We start from the raw sequence: 24,089 nt of genomic DNA on the forward strand, positions 1-24,089 counted from the left end.
TATGAAACTAAAGACCACATTGTTCGGCAATGTATATCAGTTTAAGGATGTAAAAGAGGTGCTGGCTAAAGCCAACGAACTGCGTTCGGGGGATGTGCTGGCGGGCGTTGCAGCGGCAAGCTCACAGGAGCGCGTGGCGGCAAAGCAGGTGTTGTCGGAAATGACCGTAGCGGACATCCGCAATAATCCGGTGATTGCCTATGAAGATGACTGCGTGACGCGACTGATTCAGGACGACGTTAACGAAACGGCCTACAACCAGATTAAAAACTGGAGCATCAGCGAACTGCGTGAGTATGTGCTGAGCGATGAAACCAGCGTGGACGACATTGCCTTTACCCGCAAAGGGCTGACCTCGGAAGTGGTCGCGGCGGTAGCGAAGATTTGCTCCAACGCGGACCTGATCTATGGCGCGAAGAAAATGCCGGTGATCAAAAAGGCCAATACCACCATCGGTATTCCGGGCACCTTCAGCGCCCGTTTGCAGCCAAACGATACCCGCGACGACGTGCAAAGTATCGCCGCGCAAATCTACGAAGGGCTTTCTTTCGGGGTGGGCGATGCGGTGATCGGCGTTAACCCGGTGACTGACGACGTGGAAAACTTAAGCCGCGTGCTGGATACCATCTATGGCGTGATCGACAAATTCAATATTCCAACCCAGGGCTGCGTACTGGCGCACGTCACCACCCAGATCGAAGCGATCCGTCGCGGCGCGCCGGGCGGGCTGATTTTCCAGAGTATCTGCGGCAGCGAAAAAGGGCTGAAAGAATTTGGCGTGGAGCTGGCGATGCTCGATGAAGCACGCGCAGTGGGCGCGGAGTTCAACCGTATCGCCGGGGAAAACTGCCTCTACTTCGAAACCGGGCAAGGCTCGGCGCTATCCGCTGGCGCTAACTTCGGCGCTGACCAGGTGACGATGGAAGCACGTAACTATGGGCTGGCACGTCATTACGATCCGTTTATCGTCAACACCGTGGTCGGCTTTATTGGGCCAGAGTATCTCTACAACGACCGGCAGATTATCCGTGCGGGCTTAGAAGATCACTTTATGGGCAAACTGAGCGGCATTTCTATGGGCTGTGACTGCTGCTACACCAACCACGCTGACGCTGACCAGAACCTCAACGAAAACCTGATGATCCTGCTCGCCACCGCAGGCTGCAACTACATCATGGGGATGCCGCTGGGCGATGACATCATGCTCAACTATCAGACCACCGCATTCCACGACACTGCCACTGTGCGTCAGTTACTCAACTTGCGCCCGTCACCGGAGTTTGAACGCTGGCTGGAAAGCATGGGCATTATGGCAAACGGTCGCCTGACCAAACGGGCGGGCGATCCGTCACTGTTCTTCTGATGACGCGGAGATAACACATCATGGATCAAAAACAGATTGAAGAAATTGTACGCAGCGTGATGGCGTCAATGGGACAAGCGGCCCCCGCGCCGTCAGAAGCAAAATGCGCCACTACCACCTGTGCAGCACCGGTGACCTCGGAAAGCTGCGCGCTGGATTTAGGTTCCGCAGAAGCAAAAGCGTGGATTGGCGTTGAAAACCCGCATCGCGCAGACGTATTAACAGAACTGCGCCGCAGCACCGTGGCTCGCGTCTGTACCGGTCGTGCCGGTCCGCGTCCGCGTACCCAGGCGTTGCTGCGTTTTCTGGCCGATCACTCTCGTTCGAAAGACACCGTTCTGAAAGAAGTGCCGGAGGAGTGGGTGAAAGCGCAGGGCTTGCTGGAAGTCCGCTCTGAAATTAGCGACAAAAATCTCTATCTGACTCGCCCGGATATGGGCCGCCGCTTGTGTGCAGAGGCTGTTGAAGCGCTGAAAGCGCAGTGTGTTGCCAATCCGGACGTACAGGTGGTTATTTCCGATGGTCTGTCTACTGATGCGATCACCGTGAACTATGAAGAGATTCTGCCACCGCTGATGGCGGGCCTGAAACAGGCCGGGTTGAAAGTCGGCACACCGTTCTTTGTGCGTTACGGTCGCGTGAAGATTGAAGATCAGATTGGCGAACTTCTTGGCGCGAAAGTGGTGATCCTGCTGGTGGGTGAACGTCCGGGGTTGGGGCAGTCAGAAAGTCTCTCCTGCTACGCCGTTTACTCGCCGCGTATGGCAACCACCGTTGAGGCCGACCGTACCTGTATCTCTAACATTCACCAGGGCGGCACGCCGCCGGTTGAAGCCGCAGCCGTCATTGTGGATTTGGCGAAACGTATGCTGGAGCAGAAAGCATCCGGCATCAACATGACCCGATAAGGAGGCATCATGCCAGCTTTAGATTTGATTCGACCGTCGGTAACCGCCATGCGGGTGATTGCCTCTGTTAACGCCGAATTTGCGCGTGAGCTGAAATTGCCGCCGCATATTCGTAGCCTCGGGCTGATTTCTGCTGATTCCGATGACGTCACCTATATTGCGGCTGACGAAGCGACCAAGCAGGCGATGGTTGAAGTCGTGTATGGTCGCTCGCTGTATGCGGGAGCCGCACACGGCCCGTCACCGACTGCCGGTGAAGTGCTGATTATGCTCGGGGGGCCAAACCCGGCGGAAGTGCGTGCTGGTCTGGATGCGATGGTTGCGCATATTGAAAATGGCGCGGCTTTCCAGTGGGCTAACGACGCGCAAGATACGGCATTCCTGGCACATGTAGTTTCGCGTACCGGTTCTTATCTCTCATCAACCGCCGGGATCACGCTTGGCGATCCGATGGCGTATCTGGTGGCACCGCCGCTGGAAGCGACCTACGGCATTGATGCAGCGTTGAAATCTGCCGACGTGCAGCTGGTGACCTATGTCCCGCCACCGTCTGAAACCAACTACTCGGCAGCATTTTTAACCGGTAGCCAGGCCGCGTGTAAAGCAGCCTGTAACGCCTTTACCGATGCAGTGCTGGAAATCGCGCGTAATCCAATCCAGCGTGCGTAACGGAGGTTGCCGATGATCAATGCACTGGGATTGCTGGAAGTGGACGGCATGGTCGCCGCGATAGATGCAGCTGATGCCATGCTCAAAGCAGCTAACGTTCGTCTGCTCAGTCACGAAGTGCTTGACCCTGGTCGCCTAACGCTGGTGGTGGAAGGCGATCTGGCGGCGTGTCGTGCGGCGCTGGACGCAGGTTGTGCTGCCGCGATGCGTACCGGGCGTGTCATCAGCCGTAAGGAGATCGGTCGGCCAGACGATGACACCCAGTGGCTGGTTACTGGCTTTAACCGCCAGCCGAAGCAACCCGTAAAGGAACCCGACGCGCCAGTTATCGTCGCGGAATCTGCTGACGAGTTGTTGGCGCTGTTAACATCAGTACGTCAGGGAATGACGGCAGGAGAAGTGGCTGCCCACTTTGGCTGGCCGCTGGAAAAAGCCAGAAATGCGCTCGAACAGCTCTTTTCTGCCGGGACGTTACGTAAACGCAGTAGTCGTTATCGTCTCAAGCCCCATTAACCTGTCGGAGGTGCCGGGTGTCCTACAACACCCGGCATTAACATCATGAAAAAGACCCGTACAGCCAATTTGCACCATCTTTATCATGAACCCTTACCCGAAAACCTGAAGCTCACGCCGAAGGTCGAAGTGGATAATGTTCATCAACGGCAAACAACGGATGTCTATGAACATGCTTTGACGATTACCGCCTGGCAGCAGATTTACGATCAGCTGCATCCGGGCAAGTTTCATGGTGAATTTACGGAAATTCTACTCGATGATATTCAGGTTTTTCGTGAATACACCGGTCTGGCGCTGCGTCAGTCGTGCCTGGTCTGGCCGAACTCGTTCTGGTTTGGCATTCCGGCGACACGCGGTGAGCAGGGATTTATCGGTTCGCAATGTCTGGGAAGCGCAGAAATAGCGACGCGCCCTGGAGGAACCGAGTTTGAATTAAGTACGCCGGACGATTACACGATCCTTGGCGTGGTGCTTTCTGAAGATGTCATCACCCGGCAGGCTAACTTTTTGCATAACCCGGAAAGGGTGCTGCATATGTTACGTTACCAGTCGGCGCTGGAAGTGAAAGAGCAGCATAAGGTCGCGCTGTGGGGTTTTGTCCAACAGGCTCTGGCGACATTTTGCGAGAACCCGGAAAATCTCCATCAGCCTGCAGTGCGAAAAGTGCTGGGAGATAATTTGCTAATGGCGATGGGGGCGATGCTGGAAGAAGCGCAGCCAATGATGACGGCGGAAAGTATAAGTCATCAGAGTTACCGCCGATTGCTTTCCCGGGCCCGTGAATATGTGCTGGAAAACATGTCCGAACCAGTGACGGTGCTGGACTTGTGTAATCAACTGCACGTCAGTCGCCGCACCTTGCAAAACGCATTTCACGCTATTTTGGGCATTGGCCCGAATGCGTGGCTGAAACGCATTCGCCTGAACGCCGTACGCCGCGAGCTGATAAGCCCGTGGTCGCAAAGTACAACGGTCAAAGATGCCGCCATGCAGTGGGGATTCTGGCATCTGGGGCAATTCGCCACGGATTACCAGCAACTGTTTGCCGAGAAGCCGTCTCTGACGCTGCATCAGAGGATGCAGGAACTGGAGTGAAAACGACTGGTATCGCTTTTCGCCATATTTGTGTAACGAGAAAAGCCATGCAAATACTATAATTCGTATTTCTCTCAAAGAGAGTGACGATAATCAGGAGGTCCAGGATGGACATTCGACTATTAGCAACGCTATGGTTATGGAATATCTCCCCTCGATTAGTCGTTATCGTCACGACCATTGCCTTCTCTTCCTGCTCGTGGGCTCGACTCACTCCCTGTAACAGTAAATCCGATTTTGTTTGCCTGCAGTTGCGTGCGCAGCAAGGTAAATCATCGGATCAATACGATCTTGCATGGATATATCTAAAAGGGGATGGTGTAACGCCTAAAGATGATAAAAAAGCGCTGTACTGGTTTCGTAAAGCTGCAGAGAATGGTATGGCGGGAGCGCAGTATCGTCTTGGACGCCGTTATTATTCAGGTGATGGGGTGACAAAAAATTATAAAGAAGCTTTTAACTGGTTTATGAAAGCTTCCGGGCGGGAAAATTCCTGGGGAATAGCCGCCGCACGCTACATGGTTGGGGTAATGTATTATCGTGGGCAGGGGGTGAAAAGAATTATACTCATTCTTTTTCCTGGTTTATGAAGTCGCTGAACGGGGCAGGTCGAGAGAAAGCAAGTAGGGCTTGCTACTTTATCTGTTCACAATATCTCAGTGGTCATGGCGTTACGCAAAACAACGACCTTGCCGTTGCCTGGTTTTATCTTGCAGCAAAATTAGGTTTGCCAGAGGCAATAGAGTATATATCGGGAATAGAAAAGCAATTCTCAGCGGAAATGCTCAAGCCCGCAAGAATCGAAGCGAACAGAATTAATGCCAAACATTATCTTGTACAGATACCTTTCCCGGAGTTATTGGCAGAGTCTGAGGCGGAAGTTGTAGTGAAGGGGGCAAAATGAAAAAAAGCGTATTGGCGTTCTCAATGCTATTTTTTAGCTATGCTGTCTACGGGGGTAATAGTATAGTGCCTCCGGCGAAGTATATGTCTTCGGATGCACTACCTCTCCAGATTGTCTACCGTTTTGACGATCACCGTTATATCATTTTAACAGGTGAAAAGCGGCATTACGACGGTGTTGATTATTGTTCAGGTCAATACTGGTATACTGATACACAAAAAAATATATTTTCCCGTGTTGGCGATACGCGTCACAACCAATGGGTTCCGGAATCCAGTGGTTCACGTTCTGCAATCACTCCCTCATATGACAGTCCACTTCCTGAAAATATAAAGTTTATTCATGATTCTAAAAAGTATATTTTTGTACCTCTGGGGGGCGATCCACATAAAAAAGATAAAAATGGACAACTGATTTATGAATACCATCAAGTGCAAATGTCATCCGATTATGGCGCGACCTGGAAAGATATCAATTTATCGGTGGAACCCGCGACCAGTGAAACGCGATTGATTTTTCATGAGGGCCAGCTATTTATTGATGATAAGGATGGGTTTTATCTCAGTCAAATTCCGATGCATAGTTTTTTTATGTATTATTATGATTATCACAGTCAGAATAATGATGTTAATCTGCCCAAAAATGTACCAGTCATTAAAAACTATCGCGGTTGGGATCACATGCAGTGTTCAGAAAATGCAGAATTATCTGTAGAAGAGGCGGAACGTTTTCAACAAGATCGCCAAAGAAGTTGGGATTCCTGGGGACGAAAAGGTGATGAAAAAAACTATAAGTAATGTCAGTAATGCATCAGCTTAGTCTGGATTGAACTTATAAATTACCTTCAATCATGATATTCTGATATTTGTTTAAGAGCGGTTTCATCCACTCAATAACATACTTAATGAATTCTGCATATTCGGTATTTGTTTGTGCCTTAGCTAACCATTGTTCAATTATCTTTGCGCATTCATCTGAGGTAAATTCATTCCAGCTTGTGTAATCAAAAAATGTTTCACCATTGGCTAAAGGGTATAGTGACTTAATAGCCGGGGATAGTATTTCAAAATCGCACTCATAAATAAAAAGACTGGCAACATTGTAATCCCATCCACCGTTAGGTTCCTCCTTGTAAGGATAGATAGAACAACCAATACGTCCATCACTACGGCGATGTTTTTTACGCAGAAAAATACGATGGCTTTTTTCGTATGCGTCAGTGTAATAATCGGGAACAGGTTGAGTAAGAGCTGCACTGAATGCTGTCAAAAATTTATCCCGTTCTTGTGGATGCATTTCCCGGTTGCATTGATAATTGATATTTATGTAATTATCTGTCCAGGAAATGTTACACCTGTGATTTTTGCTATTTACACAAAGTTCTGAGTTGGTAATGACTTCATTTATTTGCTGTATGCCCCAGTATTCACGGAAGAGCTCAAGTATTCTGATTTGTTGTTCTGCAATGCATATTGTTGTGTTGGTTGTGATTATCATTTTAGTTATTTTGCTTCATTTCCAGATTTAAAAAGACATATCTTTCACTATTATTGCAGTTAAGACTGCTGATAAGACGTTGCCGTTGTCCGGCACTCCGGGCAGATAAACGCGTAAATTATCCCTTCGCCATATTGTTCAATATCGGCATAATCCAGTTGCGCAAGAAACATCATTGTGTGGGAACATTGCGGACAGAGAGGATATTCCGCGTCCTGAATCCAGGTTGGATGCCCGCCAAGTTGCGAGAAAGAGACAGGTAAAAATGGGTCTGCGGCAAATAACGGTGACCTAAGGTTTCCCTGTCTCATGCTGTTTACAGGGAGTCGACGCCATTCCGATACATCATCCGGCAGCCAGGCAGGCGGGATATTTTTTGCAGACAAATGAGCGTTACCCTTTGAGTCCATGTAGCCGAAAATGGTGCTGTAGGCGGTGCAACATTCGCAAGTCACGACGCGAAAACTGCCGTTATCGCTAAGACCCGTTGCCTTCAGGTCAACGTCGAAAAGATTTGTTAGTGGCAATGCGCAATTTGGACAGGTATCGTTGCGTTCATCAACAACACGCAAAGCTTCGCAAGACCCGGTGCTTTTCATCTCCAGATGAAAACATTGAGGAAAATAGAGATTACGCCTTTGATCTTCAGCGGTTAACTCCCAACCGGCCTCATGCGCATATTCTTCAGGCGCGATGTAAAGGGAGCTGCGCCACGGCGGTGGGCTATTGCGCCATTGGACAAAACGTTCAACGACAACGTCATCCCCAATCCATGCCAGGCATTGCAGAATACAATTTCTGTTTTCTGCATCATCCTCAACCCGTTCTAACAGCCTGTCGCGTACATCTGTGGGGGCGCGGTGGAAAGGCATATAAGAATCACTGTCCAAATCATCGTAAGAGATCCATTCTCTGAAATAGGCATTCAGATTCGCCTGGGTAAATGCCGCCAGACAAAGGCAAATCTCCTGAGCGAGCTTATATTCACCAGATACAAAACGTTCTGTGGCGTAATCAGCCATCAGCTGCGCTTGATCGGCGGTCAACTGTTGATACAGGGCATCTGTGGGAACGGGGCAGGGAGTCCAGTCGATTAACGCATCGAATTTCCGCGGTTGGTGAATTAATTTCAGCATGACAACCGGATCGCTTAACCCTGCAAACGCATTCACGATCTTTTTGTTTTTCCTTATATATTCATTGTGTTCACGTTGCTGTTGGGTCTGAACGCAGGGCATACAGTATCCGTCAGTACGCGCAGCGGTTTCCGGAAGAATGGTTGATGTACAAGCGGGGCTTTTACAGGGAATACGGTGAGTCATAGAGGCGCTCCTTGCCTGAGGATATTAAGTCGAAAGAGATTATTATTAGATATTAGGGTGTCACTATGGCACACAAATTAAACAGAATTAATTTCAAGCCACAAACATAGGGTTATTTTTCTTTTATTTTCATGATATTAAATCCAATCCCTGACCTTAATAAACTCACTCAACGCCGCTTCCGGGCTGCCTTCTTCCGGTTGATAATCATACTCCCAGCGTACCAGTGGCGGCATTGACATCAGGATAGACTCGGTGCGCCCGCCAGTTTGCAGGCCAAACAGCGTTCCGCGATCCCAGACCAGGTTGAACTCGACATAGCGACCGCGACGGTAGAGCTGGAAATTGCGCTCGCGCTCGCCGTATTCCATCGCTTTGCGTCGTTCAACAATCGGTAAATAAGCGTCAGTGTAGCCTTGACCTACCGCCTGCATAAAGGCGAAACAGTGATCAAAGTCTGGCGTGTTCAGGTCATCAAAGAACAGCCCGCCAATACCGCGTTGTTCGTTACGATGTTTGAGGTAGAAGTATTCGTCGCACCACTTTTTGTAACGCGGATAAACGTCTTCGCCAAATGGCAGGCACAGATCACGGGCGGTGCGGTGCCAGTGAATAGCATCGTCTTCAAAGCCATAGAAAGGGGTTAAGTCGAAGCCGCCGCCAAACCACCAGACGGGTTCGGCACCCGGTTTTTCGGCAATAAAAAAGCGCACATTCGCGTGGCTGGTGGGAACGTACGGGTTATGCGGATGCACTACCAGCGAAACGCCCATCGCTTCGAAACTGCGTCCGGCAAATTCCGGGCGATGAGCAGTGGCGGAAGCAGGCATCGCCTCACCGTGGACATGTGAAAAGTTGACGCCCGCCTGTTCGAAAACACCACCATTACGCAACACCCGGCTACGTCCGCCGCCGCCAGCTTCGCGCTGCCAGCTATCTTCGACAAACTCTGCGCCATCGACGGCGCTCAGCTGCTGACAAATTGTATCCTGAAGGTTGAGCAGGAACTGTTTAACCTGGTGTGCGTCGGGTTTCATCACTTACCGCTTTCTCGAGTGTGCTTTCTGGTTGTCAAACCAGTGAAAATAACTGATCACGCCTTCGGCAATCGCTGTGGCGATTTTCTGGCGAAATGCTGCCGTGCCTAACAGCCGCTCTTCTTCCGGGTTGGTGATAAACGAGGTTTCCACCAGCACCGAAGGAACCGACGGCGATTTCAACACCACAAACGCGGCTTGTTCGGTGTTGCGGCTGTGCAGTTTATGCACCGGCTTAATCTTCTTCAGAATATGCGAGCCGAGCGTCAGGCTGTTTTTAATAGTATCGGTTTGCACCAGATCAAACAGCACTTGCTGCAATAGGTGATCCTTGTCAGTCGCTTTTTTACCGGCAACTTCATCAGCGCGGTTTTCGCGTTCAGACAGGTATTTCGCCATTGCGCTACTTGCGCCGCGGTTAGAGAGAGCAAATACCGAAGCACCGGCAGCTTTCGGGTTAGTAAAGCCGTCGGCGTGAATTGACATAAACAGGTCAGCGCCATGTTTATGGGCGATTTCAACGCGATCGTACAGCGGGATAAACGTATCGCCAGAACGCGTTAAACGCGCATCAATGCCATGATTACGCAATATGGAACGGACGTTTTTGGCAATTGCCAGCACCACATGTTTTTCTTTCGAACCGTTGCGACCAATCGCCCCGGTATCAATCCCGCCGTGGCCTGGATCGAGAACAACGACACGTTTGCCGCCGTTTTTTTTTGCTTTCGGCTTGCTGTGTCCGTTGCTGGTTTTTAAAGGTTCTTCTTTGGCGATGGCTTGCGACATTCCTGACAACGTCAGGGCAGCCAATCCGGCTTTCAGCACCTGGCGGCGCGAAGTGAGTGTTTTTAGTGGTTTAAAAGTGCTCATACGGCCTGAGTTGTAATAATAAAGTTCCAGATGTTATATCGTATCGCGTAATCCGTTACGACCGTTTGCTGTTGAGAATTGTTTTACTTTTCATTTCAATAGTTGACAACTCCCCATTATGCCACTTTTCAACCGATTTTCGTCAGATATTGGCTAATTCGACCGTTCACGCCATAATCAGCCTTTTAATCCGCAAAAAGGTAACCAATACCATGGAGATACGCGTATTTCGCCAGGAAGATTTCGAAGAGGTCATCACCCTTTGGGAGCGTTGCGACTTGCTGCGTCCGTGGAACGATCCGGAAATGGACATCGAGCGTAAGATGAACCATGACGTCAGTTTGTTTCTGGTCGCTGAGGTAAACGGTGAAGTGGTCGGAACGGTGATGGGCGGTTATGACGGGCATCGCGGGTCTGCTTATTATCTTGGCGTGCATCCAGAGTTTCGTGGGCGTGGGATTGCTAATGCGTTGCTTAATCGGTTGGAGAAAAAGCTGATTGCTCGCGGCTGCCCGAAAATTCAGATCAATGTGCCGGAAGATAACGACATGGTGCTCGGAATGTATGAACGCCTTGGATATGAACACGCCGACGTGCTGAGTCTGGGTAAGCGTTTGATTGAAGATGAAGAGTACTGAGTTTCATCCTGCCCATTATGATGCGCACGGACGCCTGCGTTTACCTTTTCTCTTCTGGCTTGTGCTATTGCTTCAGGCGCGAACCTGGGTGCTGTTTGTCATTGCCGGTGCGTCGCGTGAGCAGGGTACTGCGCTGTTGAATCTGTTTTATCCCGATCACGATAATTTCTGGCTGGGGTTAATTCCTGGCATTCCTGCGGTGCTGGCGTTTTTGTTGAGCGGTCGGCGGGCTACGTTTCCTCGCATCTGGTATGTACTCTATTTTCTGTTGCTGTTGGCGCAGCTTGTTTTGCTTTGCTGGCAACCGTGGTTGTGGCTGAACGGTGAATCCGTTAGCGGTATCGGTCTGGCGCTGGTAGTGGCGGATATTGTGGCGTTAATTTGGCTTTTGACCAATCGACGTTTACGCGCTTGTTTTGTGGTTGAGAAAGAATAACGGCACTTTTTTGCAAATTCGCACTCCAAGCAACGTTATTGAATAACCAAAGGAAGTGACATGAAATCGCTGCGTTTAATGTTATGCGCTATGCCGTTGATGCTGACCGGCTGTTCAACGATGTCGTCAGTTAACTGGTCTGCCGCTAATCCGTGGAACTGGTTTGGGTCGTCCACCAAAGTGAGCGAGCAGGGCGTGGGTGAATTAACGGCGTCCACACCACTGCAAGAACAAGCTGTTGCCGATGCGCTTGATAGTGATTATCGCCTGCGCAGCGGAATGAAAACCGCGAACGGCAACGTGGTGCGCTTTTTTGAAGTGATGAAAGGCGACAACGTGGCGATGGTAATTAACGGCGATCAGGGCACGATCAGCCGCATTGATGTGCTGGATAGCGATATTCCTGCTGACACCGGTGTTAAAATCGGTACACCGTTTAGCGACCTTTACAGCAAAGCATTTGGCAATTGCCAAAAAGCCGACGGTGATGATAATCGTGCTGTCGAATGTAAAGCCGAAGGCAGTCAACATATTAGCTACCAGTTCAGCGGGGAATGGAGTGGTCCGGAAGGGTTAATGCCTTCGGACGATACCTTGAAAAACTGGAAAGTCAGTAAAATTATCTGGCGGCGTTAATTTGCGTCTGAACAAACCGCCGCCGCAAAAAAACACGTAAAATAGCGCCCAACAATGCCACGGATTGCGTGGCATTCTTATTTTCAGGAGGAACAATGTCTCAGGTTCAGAGTGGCATTTTGCCAGAACATTGCCGCGCGGCGATTTGGATCGAAGCCAACGTTAAAGGGGAAGTTGACGCCCTGCGTGCGGCCAGTAAAACATTTGCCGACAAACTGGCAACTTTTGAAGCGAAATTCCCGGACGCGCATCTTGGTGCGGTAGTTGCCTTTGGTAACAACACCTGGCGTGCTCTGAGCGGCGGCGTTGGGGCCGAAGAGCTGAAAGATTTTCCGGGCTACGGTAAAGGCCTTGCGCCGACGACCCAGTTCGATGTGTTGATCCACATTCTTTCTCTGCGTCATGACGTAAACTTCTCTGTCGCTCAGGCGGCAATGGAAGCCTTTGGTGACTGCATTGAAGTGAAAGAAGAGATCCACGGCTTTCGTTGGGTTGAAGAGCGTGATCTGAGCGGCTTTGTTGACGGTACAGAAAACCCGGCGGGTGAAGAGACGCGTCGCGAAGTGGCGGTTATCAAAGACGGCGTGGATGCAGGCGGCAGCTATGTGTTTGTGCAGCGTTGGGAGCACAACCTGAAGCAACTCAACCGTATGAGCATTCACGATCAGGAGATGATGATCGGCCGTACCAAAGAAGCTAATGAAGAGATTGACGGCGATGAGCGTCCGGAAACTTCTCACCTGACCCGCGTTGATCTGAAAGAAGATGGCAAAGGGCTGAAGATTGTTCGTCAGAGCCTGCCGTACGGCACCGCCAGTGGCACTCACGGTCTGTACTTCTGCGCCTACTGCGCGCGTCTGCATAACATTGAGCAGCAACTGCTGAGCATGTTTGGCGATACCGATGGCAAACGTGATGCGATGTTGCGTTTCACCAAACCGGTCACTGGCGGCTATTACTTCGCGCCGTCGCTGGACAAGTTGATGGCGTTGTAATCGTTTCTGATTCGATGATTAAAGGCCAGCCAGTATCACAACTGACTGGCCTTTTTATTACTACTTTAACGCCGCATACACCTGATCAACCACCCAACCATAAGTTGCAATCGGTAGCTGACCGCTTTCGAACATATTGGGATTTTTTTGTGGATCGGCAACTGGTGAATGTGGCTTGTTGCTTAACATCACAATCGCCATATGATTCACCGGATCGATAACGGTCACCGTCCCGGTCCAGCCAGTGTGACCGTAGGTTTGCGGGCTTACCAGCGTGCCAAACGTCGGCGTCATGGTGGCATTACCATTCACGCGCCAGCCGAGGCCAAAAGTAGCATCTTCCTTAGAGCTGGTGGTGAACATCTTCACCGTTTCCGCACTGAACAGCTGCACATCGCCATAGCCGCCGCCGTTCAGCATCGTTTGCATTAACACCGCAATATCGCCGGTATTGGAAAACAAACCTGCGTGCCCGGAAACGCCGCCCATCGAATAGAATGCTTTTTCATCGTGCACCTGACCCCAGAGAGTGGAGGTGCGGATATTCGGGAAGTGAATCACGCCATCGCGGGTATTGCCGTTCAGTTCCGTGGCGGCAATTTGCTGTGGTTTAAAGCCTTTCAGCAGCGGATTAAACACCGTATGCGTCAGGCCGAGCGGGCGATAAATCGACTCTTCAACATAGCGGTCAAGCGGCTGACCAGTAACTGACTCGACGATAAATCCAAGCAGCATATAATCGACATCGCTGTAGATATGTTTGCTGCCGGGCTGATATTCCAGCGGCGTGCGCTTGATCATTTCCAGCGTCTGGCCTTTATCCTGGGAATATAACGCGCCCGCGACGGCTTTATTTGGGTATTGCGGGTCCGCCGGGAAACCGCCGCTGTGATGCAGCAGATCAGAAATCCGCAGCGTGTTTTTGCCTTTGATGGTGTCATTTGGACTGTCGGCAAATCCCGGAATATATTTCGCAATCAGATCGTCAGGATGTAGTTTGCCTTCGCTCATTAGCTTTTGTAGGGCGAAGTTAGTGGCGTACATTTTTGTGTTTGAGGCCAGGTCATACAGCGTCCCGGTGGTGGCTTTTAACGGCTGCGCCATTAACGCGCTGCCATCGTACTTTTTCGCCGCGCCCCAGGCTTTGCGATACACAATCTGATTATCTTTAATGATCAGCAGGTTAACGCCGGGATAACCGGCATCAACTTGCTGGCTAATCCAGCGATCCATCTGGTTAAGCCGTTCCACATTGAACCCTGCTTTCTCTGGCGAACTTTCTGTCAGAACAGGGTATTTTGCGGCGCTGACGCTACAGCTGACAGCCAGCAGAGAAAAATAGAGCATTGTCCGTTTCATAATCAGTCCAGATTGACGTTACGGCAGCCAAAGAGCGTGGTGAAAATAAACCCACAAACCCATGCCACCAGAATCCCGCCAGCGTAAACCGCCATTGCCGGAAGGATGCCTTGCGCGGATGTCATCAGCGGCAGCGCCACCAGGCCAGACGGCCCAAAGGCGCTGTTTAAGCCCATCGGCAGGCCCCACCAGGCTATCAGGCCGATAAACAAACCGCCCGCCGCGCCACCTAAACAGGCAGTAACAAACGGTTTCATGCGGGGTAGGGTAACGCCGTAAATTAACGGTTCGCCAACGCCCAGCAGGCCGGGAATAATTGCCCCGCGGACCTGACTGCGTAATGCACTGTGCGGTTGCGCCCGCCAGTAGAGCGCCAGCGCCGCACCCACCTGGCCCGCGCCTGCCATTGAAAGGATGGGGAACAGGCTGTTGAATCCCTGGCTGTCCATTAAGGCCAGGTAAACAGGAATAAAGCCCTGATGCACGCCAAACACCACGGCGATCAGAAATAGCCCTGCTAAAACTGCACAACCGAGCGGATTACTGTTCAGGTGCATAAACAGCCACGACATGCCTTCGAATAACCAGCCACCCAGCGGCATAATGATCAAATACGCCAGTGTGGCGGTGATCAGCAGAGTGATTAACGAGGTCAACAGCATGTCGAGATCGTCTGGCATAAAGCGGCGCACCATGCCTTCGATGCGGGCGCAGGCCCAGGCGGCAATCAACACGCCGATAATATTGCCACGCGGATCGATGGGCAGACCGAAGAAATCGTGAAAACCGGCGTAGTAACCGGTGGTGGCAGCAGGGTTATAACCGAGCAAAAAGAGCGCGGCGATAATTGCGCCATTGACGCCCGTGCCGCCAAATGCCTGGGCAGCGTTATAGCCCACCAGAATCACCAGGAAAGTGAACAAACCTTTGCTGAACACCTTCATAAAATTCAGCGCATCGGGTAGCGTTCCCTGAGCATCTGCCGGAACGTGCATCACGGTGGCAATTAACGTCGCTATCCCCAGCAACAGACCCGCAGCAATAAAACCGGGGATCAGCGGCGTGAAGATAGTGGCGAATTTGGCAAGAAACTGTTGCACGCCGGAGGTCTGTTTGGCTTTTAACTGGCGTTTATTCTGAGCGGCGATTTCTGCGGCATCCTGTACCGGGGCTTCGCCCAGCAGTTCGCTCATCGCTTTGGCGGCACGATGCGCTTTACCTGGTCCAAAAACGACCTGTACCTGATCGCTGGTCAAAATGACGCCCTTCACGCCTTCCAGCGTTTTGATATTGGGATCAACCAGTGAACTGTCATGTACACCCAGACGCAGGCGCGTCATACAGTTACCACAACTGGCGATATTCCCCGGTCCGCCGACACGGGTAAGGATGGTGTTCAGAAGTTCACTGCTGATCTCTTTGGCCATGGGTTATTCCTTGTCTAAAACCTGACGAATAAAGCCGCCGTGTTGATCCAGGCGTTTTTTTGCTTCTGCGGCATCGAGATTTTTCAGCACCATCACAATGGCCGTTTTACAGTTGCGCTCGCAAGCAATTAACGCCGCTTCCGCTTGTTCGGCGTTACATCCGGTGGCGTTTTTAACGATATTGACCTGGCGCACATGCAATTTTTCGTTGGTGGCGACCACATCGACCATCAGGTTGCCGAACACTTTGCCGGATTTAATCATCAGCCCGGTAGAAAGCATATTGAGCACCAGTTTCTGCGCTGTGCCTGCTTTCATTCGCGAAGAACCGGTAACCACTTCGGCACCAACCACCGGAGTAATAGCAAACTCAGCGGTGGTTGAAACGGCGCTCCCCGGATTACAGGAAATGCCCACTGTGCGGCAACCGAGTTGGCGTGCGTATTCCAGCCCGGCAATCACATACGGCGTGCGACCACTGGCAGCAATACCAACCACTACATCCTGTGTGGTTAAGCCGATATTTTTTAGATCGTTAACGCCACCTTCCCGGCTATCTTCTGCGCCTTCCACCGCGTGCTGAATGGCATATTCACCGCCAGCAATCAAACCAACCACCAGGTCCGGTTTGACGCCGTAGGTCGGCGGACATTCGCTGGCATCAAGAATACCCAGACGACCGGAAGTCCCCGCACCGATGTAAATCAGTCGACCGCCGCCGCTTACCTGGGCGTGGATAACATCGATCGCTGCGGCGATATCCGGCAGTACACGCTCAACGGCAAGTGGTACGGTTTTATCTTCATTGTTGATAATCCGGCACATTTCCAGCGTTGATACGCGGTCAATTTCAGCCGAAGCGGCGTTCGAGCCTTCGGTAATCATCTTTTCAAGTTGCATCGGTGGTGACCTTACTATTTACGATCAAATAATTGCAGATGGATGGAATCATATATCCCGAATTGACAGACTTAAAGGAATCATTGAGTCTACACTCGCAGAGTGTGAAGAGCGTCATAAGAACTTAAGCGGAATTTTTGCTGCCAGCCCAGGAGAGTGGAAGATGTTGTACCTGACGAAAATACGCAATGCAGAAAGTGAATTTACCGAGAACGAGCAAAAAATAGCTGACTTTCTGCAGGCTAAAGTGAGTGAGCTGAAATCCGTCTCTTCGCGCAAGATGGCGAAACAGCTCGGCATCAGCCAGTCGAGTATTGTGAAGTTTGCCCAGAAGCTCGGCGCGCAAGGATTTACTGAATTGCGTATGGCGTTAATTGGCGAATACAGTGCCAGCCGGGAGAAAACGAATGCCACGGCGCTGCACTTGCACAGTTCGATTACCAGTGATGATTCGCTGGAAGTGATTGCCCGCAAACTGAATCGCGAAAAAGAGCTGGCACTGGAGCAAACCTGCGCCTTACTCGATTACGCGCGGCTGCAAAAAATCATTGAGGTCATCAGTAAAGCGCCGTTTATCCAGATAACAGGCCTGGGCGGGTCGGCGCTGGTGGGGCGCGATCTTTCATTCAAACTGATGAAAATTGGTTATCGCGTGGCCTGTGAAGCCGACACGCACGTACAAGCTACCGTTTCCCAGGCGTTGAAAAAAGGTGATGTACAAATCGCTATCTCTTACAGCGGCAGTAAAAAAGAGATTTTGCTATGCGCCGAGGCAGCGCGAAAGCAGGGGGCAACGGTGATTGCCATTACTTCACTGACTGACTCTCCGCTGCGGCGGTTGGCACATTTCACCCTCGATACCGTTTCTGGTGAAACCGAATGGCGTAGCTCGTCGATGTCCACCCGCACGGCACAAAATTCGGTTACCGATTTACTGTTTGTTGGGCTGGTACAACTTAATGATGTCGAGTCATTGAAAATGATTGAGCGCAGCAGTGAGCTAACGCAACGCCTGAAATGATGCATAAAGCAGCGACTGGATTGAGATTTTCCTGAATTAGTGAGCTGATCCGCAGCAATATTTTGTTTATCCTGTATTTTCAGAGGGAATGGAGTGTAACGCTCTGTATTAACAAGGAGAGCATTAAAATGGGTAAACTCACGGGCAAGACAGCACTGATTACGGGCGCATTGCAGGGAATTGGCGAAGGAATTGCCAGAACTTTTGCGCGTCATGGCGCAAACCTAATCTTGCTGGATATCTCCCCTGAGATCGAAAAGCTGGCGGACGAACTGTGTGGTCGTGGTCATCGCTGTACGGCGGTTGTCGCCGATGTGCGTGACCCGGCATCGGTAGCCGCAGCTATCAAGCGCGCAAAGGAAAAAGAAGGGCGCATTGATATCCTGGTGAATAACGCAGGCGTTTGTCGTCTGGGCAGTTTCCTCGATATGAGCGATGAAGATCGCGATTTCCATATTGATATCAATATAAAAGGCGTATGGAACGTCACAAAGGCGGTGCTGCCGGAGATGATTGCCCGCAAAGATGGTCGCATTGTGATGATGTCTTCGGTCACTGGCGATATGGTGGCCGATCCGGGCGAAACGGCGTATGCCTTAACGAAAGCGGCGATTGTTGGCCTGACTAAATCGCTGGCGGTGGAGTACGCGCAGTCTGGTATTCGCGTTAACGCCATCTGCCCAGGATATGTTCGCACGCCAATGGCGGAAAGCATCGCGCGTCAGTCAAACCCGGAGGATCCGGAATCGGTGCTGACTGAAATGGCGAAAGCAATCCCGCTGCGTCGCCTCGCCGATCCGCTGGAAGTCGGCGAACTGGCGGCCTTCCTCGCATCCGATGAATCCAGCTATTTAACCGGTACACAGAATGTGATTGATGGCGGCAGCACACTGCCGGAGACGGTTAGCGTCGGCATCTGATTCACCTCTGTTTCCTCCCTGCATGTGTGGGGAGGATTTCGTCTTGAACTAAGTTCACCAGGCTATTTTATTTGTCATTTTGGCCCCGGGCAGTGCTCGAAATCCTCACGTACTATGTGTACGCTCCGGTTTCTCCGCGCTGTTCGTGTCCAAACTGACTGCAACAATTACGCCTGTTGAACCAAGTTCTTATTCCCTTTTCAACTTCCAAATCACCAAACGGTATATAAAACCGTTACTCCTTTCACGTCCGTTATAAATATGATGACTAATAGAAAGTCATTTAATTAATAAGGGTGCGCAATGGCCGTTAACTTACTGAAAAAGAACTCACTCGCGCTGGTCGCTTCTCTGCTGCTGGCGGGCCATGTACAGGCAACGGAACTGCTGAACAGTTCTTATGACGTCTCCCGCGAGCTCTTTGCCGCCCTGAATCCGCCGTTTGAGCAACAATGGGCGAAAGATAACGGTGGCGACAAGCTAACGATTAAACAATCTCATGCCGGGTCATCAAAACAGGCGCTGGCGATTTTGCAGGGCTTAAAAGCAGACGTTGTAACTTATAACCAGGTGACCGACGTGCAGATCCTGCATGATAAAGGCAAGCTGATCCCGGCTGACTGGCAGTCGCGCCTGCCGAATAACAGCTCCCCGTTCTACTCCACCATGGGCTTCCTGGTGCGTAAGGGTAACCCGAAGAATATCCATGACTGGAACGACCTGGTGCGCTCCGACGTGAAGCTGATCTTCCCGAACCCAAAAACCTCCGGTAACGCGCGTTATACCTATCTGGCGGCATGGGGCGCAGCGGATAAAGCTGACGGTGGCGATAAAGCCAAAACCGAACAGTTTATGACCCAGTTCCTGAAAAACGTGGAAGTGTTCGATACCGGCGGTCGTGGCGCAACTACCACCTTTGCCGAGCGCGGGCTGGGCGATGTGCTGATTAGCTTCGAATCGGAAGTGAACAACATCCGCAAGCAGTATGAAGCGCAGGGCTTTGAAGTGGTGATTCCGAAAACCAACATTCTGGCGGAATTCCCGGTGGCGTGGGTCGATAAAAACGTGCAGGCCAACGGTACGGAAAAAGCGGCAAAAGCTTACCTGAACTGGCTCTACAGCCCACAGGCGCAAACGATCATTACCGATTATTACTACCGCGTGAATAACCCGGAAGTCATGGACAAACTGAAAGACAAATTCCCGCAGACCGAGCTGTTCCGCGTGGAAGATAAATTTGGCTCCTGGCCGGAAGTGATGAAAACCCACTTCAACAGCGGCGGCGAGTTAGACAAGCTGTTAGCGGCGGGGCGTAACTAATGTTTGCAGTTTCTTCCAGACGCGTGCTGCCGGGCTTTACCTTAAGCCTCGGCACCAGTCTGCTGTTTGTGTGCCTGATTTTGCTGCTGCCGCTCTCCGCACTGGTGATGCAACTGGCTCAGATGAGCTGGGCGCAGTACTGGGAGGTGATCACCAACCCGCAGGTAGTCGCGGCCTATAAAGTGACGCTGCTGTCGGCGTTTGTGGCATCGATTTTTAACGGCGTTTTCGGCCTGCTGATGGCGTGGATTTTAACCCGCTATCGCTTTCCGGGCCGCACGCTGCTTGATGCGCTGATGGATTTACCGTTTGCGCTACCAACGGCGGTAGCAGGTTTAACGCTGGCTTCGCTCTTTTCTATGAACGGTTTTTACGGCGAGTGGCTGGCGAAGTTTGATATCAAAGTCACCTATACGTGGCTTGGTATCGCGGTGGCGATGGCCTTTACCAGCATTCCGTTTGTGGTGCGTACCGTGCAGCCGGTGCTGGAGGAGTTAGGCCCGGAATATGAAGAAGCGGCAGAAACGCTCGGCGCAACGCGCTGGCAGAGTTTCTGCAAAGTGGTGCTGCCGGAGCTTTCTCCGGCGCTGGTGGCGGGCGTGGCGCTGTCGTTTACCCGTAGTCTCGGTGAGTTTGGTGCGGTGATTTTTATCGCCGGGAACATCGCCTGGAAGACGGAAGTGACGTCGCTGATGATTTTTGTTCGCTTACAGGAGTTTGATTACCCGGCGGCGAGCGCAATTGCTTCGGTGATCCTCGCGGCGTCACTGCTGCTGCTGTTCTCAATTAACACACTGCAAAGTCGCTTTGGTCGGCGTGTGGTAGGTCATTAATGGCGGAAGTGACACAGTTGAAGCGTTATGACGCGCGCCCGATTAACTGGGGCAAATGGTTTCTGATTGGCACCGGAATGCTGGTTTCGGCGTTCATCCTGCTGGTGCCGATGATATACATTTTCGTGCAGGCATTCAGCAAAGGGCTGATGCCAGTTTTACAGAATCTGGCCGATCCGGACATGCTGCATGCCATCTGGCTGACGGTGATGATCGCGCTGATTGCCGTACCGGTAAACCTGGTGTTCGGCATTCTGCTGGCCTGGCTGGTGACGCGCTTTAACTTCCCCGGACGCCAGTTGCTGCTGACGCTGCTGGACATTCCGTTTGCCGTGTCGCCGGTGGTTGCCGGTCTGGTCTATCTGCTTTTCTACGGCTCTAACGGCCCGCTCGGCGGCTGGCTGGATGAACATAATCTGCAAATTATGTTCTCCTGGCCGGGAATGGTGCTGGTCACCATCTTTGTGACCTGTCCGTTTGTGGTGCGCGAGCTGGTGCCGGTGATGTTAAGCCAGGGAAGCCAGGAAGACGAAGCGGCGATTTTGCTTGGCGCGTCTGGCTGGCAGATGTTCCGCCGCGTCACGCTGCCGAACATCCGCTGGGCGCTGCTTTATGGCGTGGTGCTGACCAACGCCCGCGCGATTGGCGAGTTTGGCGCGGTGTCGGTGGTATCCGGCTCGATTCGCGGCGAAACACTTTCGCTGCCGTTACAGATTGAATTGCTGGAGCAGGACTACAACACCGTCGGCTCCTTTACCGCCGCGGCGTTGTTGACGCTGATGGCGATTATCACCCTGTTTTTAAAGAGTATGTTGCAGTGGCGCCTGGAGAATCAGGAAAAACGCGCGCAACAGGAGGAACATCATGAGCATTGAGATTGCCAATATTAAGAAGTCGTTTGGTCGCACCCAGGTGCTGAACGATATCTCACTGGATATTCCTTCTGGTCAGATGGTCGCGTTGCTGGGGCCGTCCGGTTCCGGGAAAACCACGCTGCTGCGGATTATCGCCGGGCTGGAGCATCAAACCAGCGGGCATATTCGTTTCCACGGCACCGACGTCAGCCGCCTGCATGCACGCGATCGTAAAGTCGGTTTCGTGTTTCAGCATTACGCGCTGTTCCGCCATATGACGGTGTTCGACAATATCGCCTTTGGCCTGACGGTGCTGCCGCGTCGCGAGCGCCCGAATGCCGCGGCGATCAAAGCGAAAGTGACAAAATTACTGGAAATGGTGCAGCTTGCCCATCTGGCGGATCGTTATCCGGCGCAGCTTTCCGGCGGTCAGAAACAGCGTGTGGCGCTGGCGCGCGCGCTGGCTGTCGAACCGCAAATTCTGCTGCTTGATGAACCGTTTGGCGCGCTGGATGCGCAGGTGCGTAAAGAGCTGCGTCGTTGGCTGCGTCAGTTGCATGAAGAGCTGAAATTCACCAGTGTGTTCGTGACCCATGACCAGGAAGAGGCGATGGAAGTCGCCAACCGCGTTGTGGTGATGAGCCAGGGCAATATCGAACAGGCTGATGAACCCGATCAGGTCTGGCGCGAACCGGCGACCCGTTTTGTGCTGGAGTTTATGGGCGAAGTAAACCGCCTGCAGGGAACGATTCGCGGCGGGCAGTTCCACGTTGGCGCACATCGCTGGCCGCTGGGATATACCCCTGCGTATCAGGGGCCGGTGGATCTCTTCCTGCGCCCGTGGGAAGTGGATATCAGCCGCCGCACCAGCCTCGATTCGCCGCTGCCGGTACAGGTGCTGGAAGCCAGCCCGAAAGGCCACTACACCCAATTAGTCGTGCAGCCGCTGGGGTGGTATGAAGATCCGCTCACCGTGGTGATGCGTGGCGATGATGCGCCAGTGCGCGGCGATCGTTTGTTCGTCGGGCTGCAACATGCGCGGCTGTATCACGGCGACGAGCGTATTGAAACCCGTGATGAGGAACTTGCCCTCGCACAAAGCGCCTGATAGGTTGAGTGAATGTTAAACGCCCGGAGGCGCTTCCCGCGATCCGGGCTTTTTAATGGCAAGGTTTTGTAACCTGTAGGCCTGATAAGACGCGTAAACGTCGCATCAGGCAACACCACGTATGGACAGAGATCGTGAGTACATTAGAACAAACAATAGGCAATACGCCTCTGGTGAAATTACAACGAATGGGGCCGGATAACGGCAGTGAAGTGTGGTTAAAGCTGGAAGGCAATAATCCGGCCGGTTCGGTGAAAGATCGTGCGGCGCTTTCGATGATCGTCGAGGCGGAAAAGCGCGGGGAAATTAAACCGGGTGATGTGTTAATCGAAGCCACCAGTGGTAACACCGGGATTGCGCTGGCAATGATCGCTGCGCTAAAAGGCTATCGCATGAAATTGCTGATGCCCGATAACATGAGCCAGGAGCGTCGCGCGGCGATGCGTGCCTACGGAGCGGAGCTGATTCTGGTCACCAAAGAGCAGGGCATGGAAGGCGCGCGCGATCTGGCGCTGGAGATGGCAAATCGTGGTGAAGGCAAGCTGCTCGATCAGTTCAATAATCCCGATAATCCTTATGCGCATTACACCACCACCGGGCCGGAAATCTGGCAGCAAACCGGCGGTCGCATTACCCATTTTGTCTCCAGCATGGGGACGACCGGTACGATTACCGGCGTGTCGCGCTTTATGCGCGAGCAATCCAAACCGGTGACCATTGTTGGTCTGCAGCCGGAAGAGGGCAGCAGCATTCCCGGCATTCGTCGCTGGCCTGAGGAATATCTGCCAGGCATCTTCAACGCTTCGCTGGTGGATGAGGTGCTGGATATTCATCAGCGCGATGCGGAAAACACCATGCGCGAACTGGCAGTGCGGGAAGGGATTTTCTGCGGTGTAAGTTCCGGCGGCGCGGTTGCCGGAGCACTGCGGGTGGCAAAAGCCAACCCCGGCGCTGTAGTGGTGGCGATCATCTGCGATCGCGGCGATCGCTACCTTTCTACCGGGGTGTTTGGGGAAGAGCACTTTAGTCAGGGGGCGGGGATTTAAGATTATTGTGCAGGCACCGTTTTATCCGTCTGCGCAATTAACGCATGTAAAAAAGGTTGCGCGTTTTCATCGCTCTTACCGGGCATCTTCACGATATACGGCTTCCCGGTAATCGATGATGACGAAGCAACCTTATCAATAAATTGCTCAGCAGTATCAATGCGATTACGGGTATTGCCCAGCTTTAGACGCAAATGGGAAACCGCTTCATCGCAGGTATGTTCATCGCCGTTGCGCACAAATATCAAATCCTTTTTCTGTGCTAATCCCTCCAGCATGGCGTTGATGCGGGCTTCTTCGTGGGCGGTTAACTTCGCGTAAGCAGGGAGTGTCATGAGCAGCGTTATTAAAAGACAAATGATTTTCTTCACTGAATTACCTTATCCTTGTGTGGTGATAGCCGATTTGACTG

Annotated in this window: 27 protein-coding genes; 19 read left to right on the forward strand and 8 right to left on the reverse strand. The window is 52.0% G+C overall.

Features of this window, described 5'->3' with window-relative positions:
* Window position 1 precedes the first annotated feature (1 nt).
* The 8 genes from eutB (at window position 2) to AABJ99_RS07090 (ending at window position 6,252) form a co-directional block, all read left to right on the forward strand.
* Window positions 2–1,363, forward strand: coding sequence for an ethanolamine ammonia-lyase subunit alpha (gene eutB / locus AABJ99_RS07055; protein ID WP_000769961.1), 1,362 nt, complete (start codon window positions 2–4; stop codon window positions 1,361–1,363).
* Window positions 1,364–1,383: 20 nt separating this feature from the next.
* Window positions 1,384–2,271, forward strand: coding sequence for an ethanolamine ammonia-lyase subunit beta (gene eutC / locus AABJ99_RS07060; RefSeq protein ID WP_000372324.1), 888 nt, complete (start codon window positions 1,384–1,386; stop codon window positions 2,269–2,271).
* 9 nt (window positions 2,272–2,280) lie between these two features.
* Window positions 2,281–2,940, forward strand: a complete 660-nt coding sequence (gene eutL / locus AABJ99_RS07065; protein ID WP_001111043.1) for an ethanolamine utilization microcompartment protein EutL — start codon at window positions 2,281–2,283, stop codon at window positions 2,938–2,940.
* A 12-nt stretch (window positions 2,941–2,952) separates the two neighbouring features.
* Entirely contained in the window at window positions 2,953–3,453 is a 501-nt protein-coding gene (gene eutK / locus AABJ99_RS07070) for an ethanolamine utilization microcompartment protein EutK (RefSeq protein WP_001295463.1), read from the forward strand.
* 45 nt (window positions 3,454–3,498) lie between these two features.
* Entirely contained in the window at window positions 3,499–4,551 is a 1,053-nt protein-coding gene (gene eutR / locus AABJ99_RS07075) for an HTH-type transcriptional regulator EutR (protein WP_039020934.1), read from the forward strand.
* Window positions 4,552–4,658: 107 nt separating this feature from the next.
* Entirely contained in the window at window positions 4,659–5,141 is a 483-nt protein-coding gene (locus tag AABJ99_RS07080) for a tetratricopeptide repeat protein (protein WP_248793845.1), read from the forward strand.
* On the forward strand, window positions 5,138–5,455 hold the full coding sequence (locus tag AABJ99_RS07085; RefSeq protein ID WP_248793843.1) for an SEL1-like repeat protein: 318 nt from the start codon (window positions 5,138–5,140) through the stop codon (window positions 5,453–5,455). The genes AABJ99_RS07080 and AABJ99_RS07085 overlap by 4 nt, the downstream gene beginning before the upstream one ends.
* Entirely contained in the window at window positions 5,452–6,252 is an 801-nt protein-coding gene (locus AABJ99_RS07090) for a T6SS immunity protein Tli3 family protein (RefSeq protein ID WP_039020933.1), read from the forward strand. Before AABJ99_RS07085 ends, AABJ99_RS07090 begins: the two co-directional genes overlap by 4 nt.
* Before the next feature lie 34 nt (window positions 6,253–6,286).
* On the opposite strand, the gene AABJ99_RS07095 is transcribed toward AABJ99_RS07090, so the two are convergent.
* From AABJ99_RS07095 to amiA, 4 genes are all read right to left on the reverse strand, one after another.
* Window positions 6,287–6,952 (reverse strand): hypothetical protein, encoded by a 666-nt coding sequence (locus tag AABJ99_RS07095; RefSeq protein WP_039020932.1) that lies wholly within the window; start codon window positions 6,950–6,952, stop codon window positions 6,287–6,289.
* A gap of 59 nt (window positions 6,953–7,011) precedes the next feature.
* Window positions 7,012–8,274: a DUF1963 domain-containing protein gene (locus AABJ99_RS07100; protein WP_039020931.1), complete on the reverse strand. Its 1,263-nt coding sequence runs from the start codon at window positions 8,272–8,274 to the stop codon at window positions 7,012–7,014.
* Between the two features lie 137 nt (window positions 8,275–8,411).
* On the reverse strand, window positions 8,412–9,311 hold the full coding sequence (gene hemF / locus AABJ99_RS07105) for an oxygen-dependent coproporphyrinogen oxidase (RefSeq protein WP_039020982.1): 900 nt from the start codon (window positions 9,309–9,311) through the stop codon (window positions 8,412–8,414).
* 3 nt (window positions 9,312–9,314) lie between these two features.
* Window positions 9,315–10,184 (reverse strand): N-acetylmuramoyl-L-alanine amidase AmiA, encoded by an 870-nt coding sequence (gene amiA / locus AABJ99_RS07110; RefSeq protein ID WP_000102905.1) that lies wholly within the window; start codon window positions 10,182–10,184, stop codon window positions 9,315–9,317.
* A gap of 212 nt (window positions 10,185–10,396) precedes the next feature.
* Between amiA and ypeA the strand changes: the two genes are divergently transcribed.
* From ypeA to yfeX, 4 genes are all read left to right on the forward strand, one after another.
* Window positions 10,397–10,822 carry a GNAT family acetyltransferase gene (gene ypeA / locus AABJ99_RS07115; protein ID WP_000406000.1) on the forward strand — a complete coding sequence of 142 codons (426 nt, stop codon included), beginning with the start codon at window positions 10,397–10,399 and terminating at the stop codon, window positions 10,820–10,822.
* Window positions 10,809–11,258: a DUF2919 domain-containing protein gene (yfeZ, locus tag AABJ99_RS07120; RefSeq protein ID WP_039020930.1), complete on the forward strand. Its 450-nt coding sequence runs from the start codon at window positions 10,809–10,811 to the stop codon at window positions 11,256–11,258. The genes ypeA and yfeZ overlap by 14 nt, the downstream gene beginning before the upstream one ends.
* A gap of 60 nt (window positions 11,259–11,318) precedes the next feature.
* Complete coding sequence (gene yfeY / locus AABJ99_RS07125) at window positions 11,319–11,894, forward strand: RpoE-regulated lipoprotein (protein WP_039020929.1); 576 nt, start codon at window positions 11,319–11,321, stop codon at window positions 11,892–11,894.
* Window positions 11,895–11,989: 95 nt separating this feature from the next.
* A complete protein-coding gene (gene yfeX, locus AABJ99_RS07130) occupies window positions 11,990–12,889 on the forward strand; it encodes a porphyrinogen peroxidase (RefSeq protein ID WP_001561819.1) in 900 nt (299 codons plus the stop codon).
* Between the two features lie 60 nt (window positions 12,890–12,949).
* On the opposite strand, the gene pbp4b is transcribed toward yfeX, so the two are convergent.
* Genes pbp4b through murQ form a run of 3 tightly spaced genes read right to left on the reverse strand, consistent with a single transcriptional unit; the run spans window position 12,950 to window position 16,575 of the window.
* Window positions 12,950–14,248, reverse strand: coding sequence for a penicillin binding protein PBP4B (gene pbp4b, locus AABJ99_RS07135; protein WP_039020928.1), 1,299 nt, complete (start codon window positions 14,246–14,248; stop codon window positions 12,950–12,952).
* A gap of 2 nt (window positions 14,249–14,250) precedes the next feature.
* A complete protein-coding gene (gene murP, locus AABJ99_RS07140; RefSeq protein WP_001040487.1) occupies window positions 14,251–15,675 on the reverse strand; it encodes a PTS N-acetylmuramic acid transporter subunit IIBC in 1,425 nt (474 codons plus the stop codon).
* Window positions 15,676–15,678: 3 nt separating this feature from the next.
* Window positions 15,679–16,575 (reverse strand): N-acetylmuramic acid 6-phosphate etherase, encoded by an 897-nt coding sequence (gene murQ, locus AABJ99_RS07145; RefSeq protein WP_039020927.1) that lies wholly within the window; start codon window positions 16,573–16,575, stop codon window positions 15,679–15,681.
* A gap of 163 nt (window positions 16,576–16,738) precedes the next feature.
* On the opposite strand from murQ, the gene murR reads away from it, so the two are divergent.
* From murR to cysM, 7 genes are all read left to right on the forward strand, one after another.
* Window positions 16,739–17,596, forward strand: coding sequence for an HTH-type transcriptional regulator MurR (gene murR / locus AABJ99_RS07150; RefSeq protein ID WP_000966432.1), 858 nt, complete (start codon window positions 16,739–16,741; stop codon window positions 17,594–17,596).
* Window positions 17,597–17,724: 128 nt separating this feature from the next.
* Window positions 17,725–18,516, forward strand: a complete 792-nt coding sequence (gene ucpA, locus AABJ99_RS07155; protein WP_000517442.1) for an SDR family oxidoreductase UcpA — start codon at window positions 17,725–17,727, stop codon at window positions 18,514–18,516.
* A gap of 303 nt (window positions 18,517–18,819) precedes the next feature.
* Window positions 18,820–19,836 carry a thiosulfate/sulfate ABC transporter substrate-binding protein CysP gene (gene cysP / locus AABJ99_RS07160; RefSeq protein ID WP_000290221.1) on the forward strand — a complete coding sequence of 339 codons (1,017 nt, stop codon included), beginning with the start codon at window positions 18,820–18,822 and terminating at the stop codon, window positions 19,834–19,836.
* Window positions 19,836–20,669 carry a sulfate/thiosulfate ABC transporter permease CysT gene (cysT, locus tag AABJ99_RS07165; RefSeq protein ID WP_039020926.1) on the forward strand — a complete coding sequence of 278 codons (834 nt, stop codon included), beginning with the start codon at window positions 19,836–19,838 and terminating at the stop codon, window positions 20,667–20,669. Before cysP ends, cysT begins: the two co-directional genes overlap by 1 nt.
* Window positions 20,669–21,544, forward strand: coding sequence for a sulfate/thiosulfate ABC transporter permease CysW (gene cysW / locus AABJ99_RS07170; protein ID WP_000852696.1), 876 nt, complete (start codon window positions 20,669–20,671; stop codon window positions 21,542–21,544). Before cysT ends, cysW begins: the two co-directional genes overlap by 1 nt.
* On the forward strand, window positions 21,534–22,631 hold the full coding sequence (cysA, locus tag AABJ99_RS07175) for a sulfate/thiosulfate ABC transporter ATP-binding protein CysA (RefSeq protein ID WP_000021027.1): 1,098 nt from the start codon (window positions 21,534–21,536) through the stop codon (window positions 22,629–22,631). The genes cysW and cysA overlap by 11 nt, the downstream gene beginning before the upstream one ends.
* Window positions 22,632–22,765: 134 nt before the next feature.
* On the forward strand, window positions 22,766–23,677 hold the full coding sequence (gene cysM, locus AABJ99_RS07180) for a cysteine synthase B (protein ID WP_000105473.1): 912 nt from the start codon (window positions 22,766–22,768) through the stop codon (window positions 23,675–23,677).
* A 2-nt stretch (window positions 23,678–23,679) separates the two neighbouring features.
* Here cysM and yfeK read toward each other — a convergent pair whose 3' ends face one another.
* Window positions 23,680–24,048 carry a YfeK family protein gene (gene yfeK, locus AABJ99_RS07185; protein ID WP_039020925.1) on the reverse strand — a complete coding sequence of 123 codons (369 nt, stop codon included), beginning with the start codon at window positions 24,046–24,048 and terminating at the stop codon, window positions 23,680–23,682.
* Window positions 24,049–24,089: the final 41 nt, after the last annotated feature.

The organism is Escherichia coli, assembly GCF_036503815.1.
Lineage (GTDB): Bacteria > Pseudomonadota > Gammaproteobacteria > Enterobacterales > Enterobacteriaceae > Escherichia > Escherichia coli_F.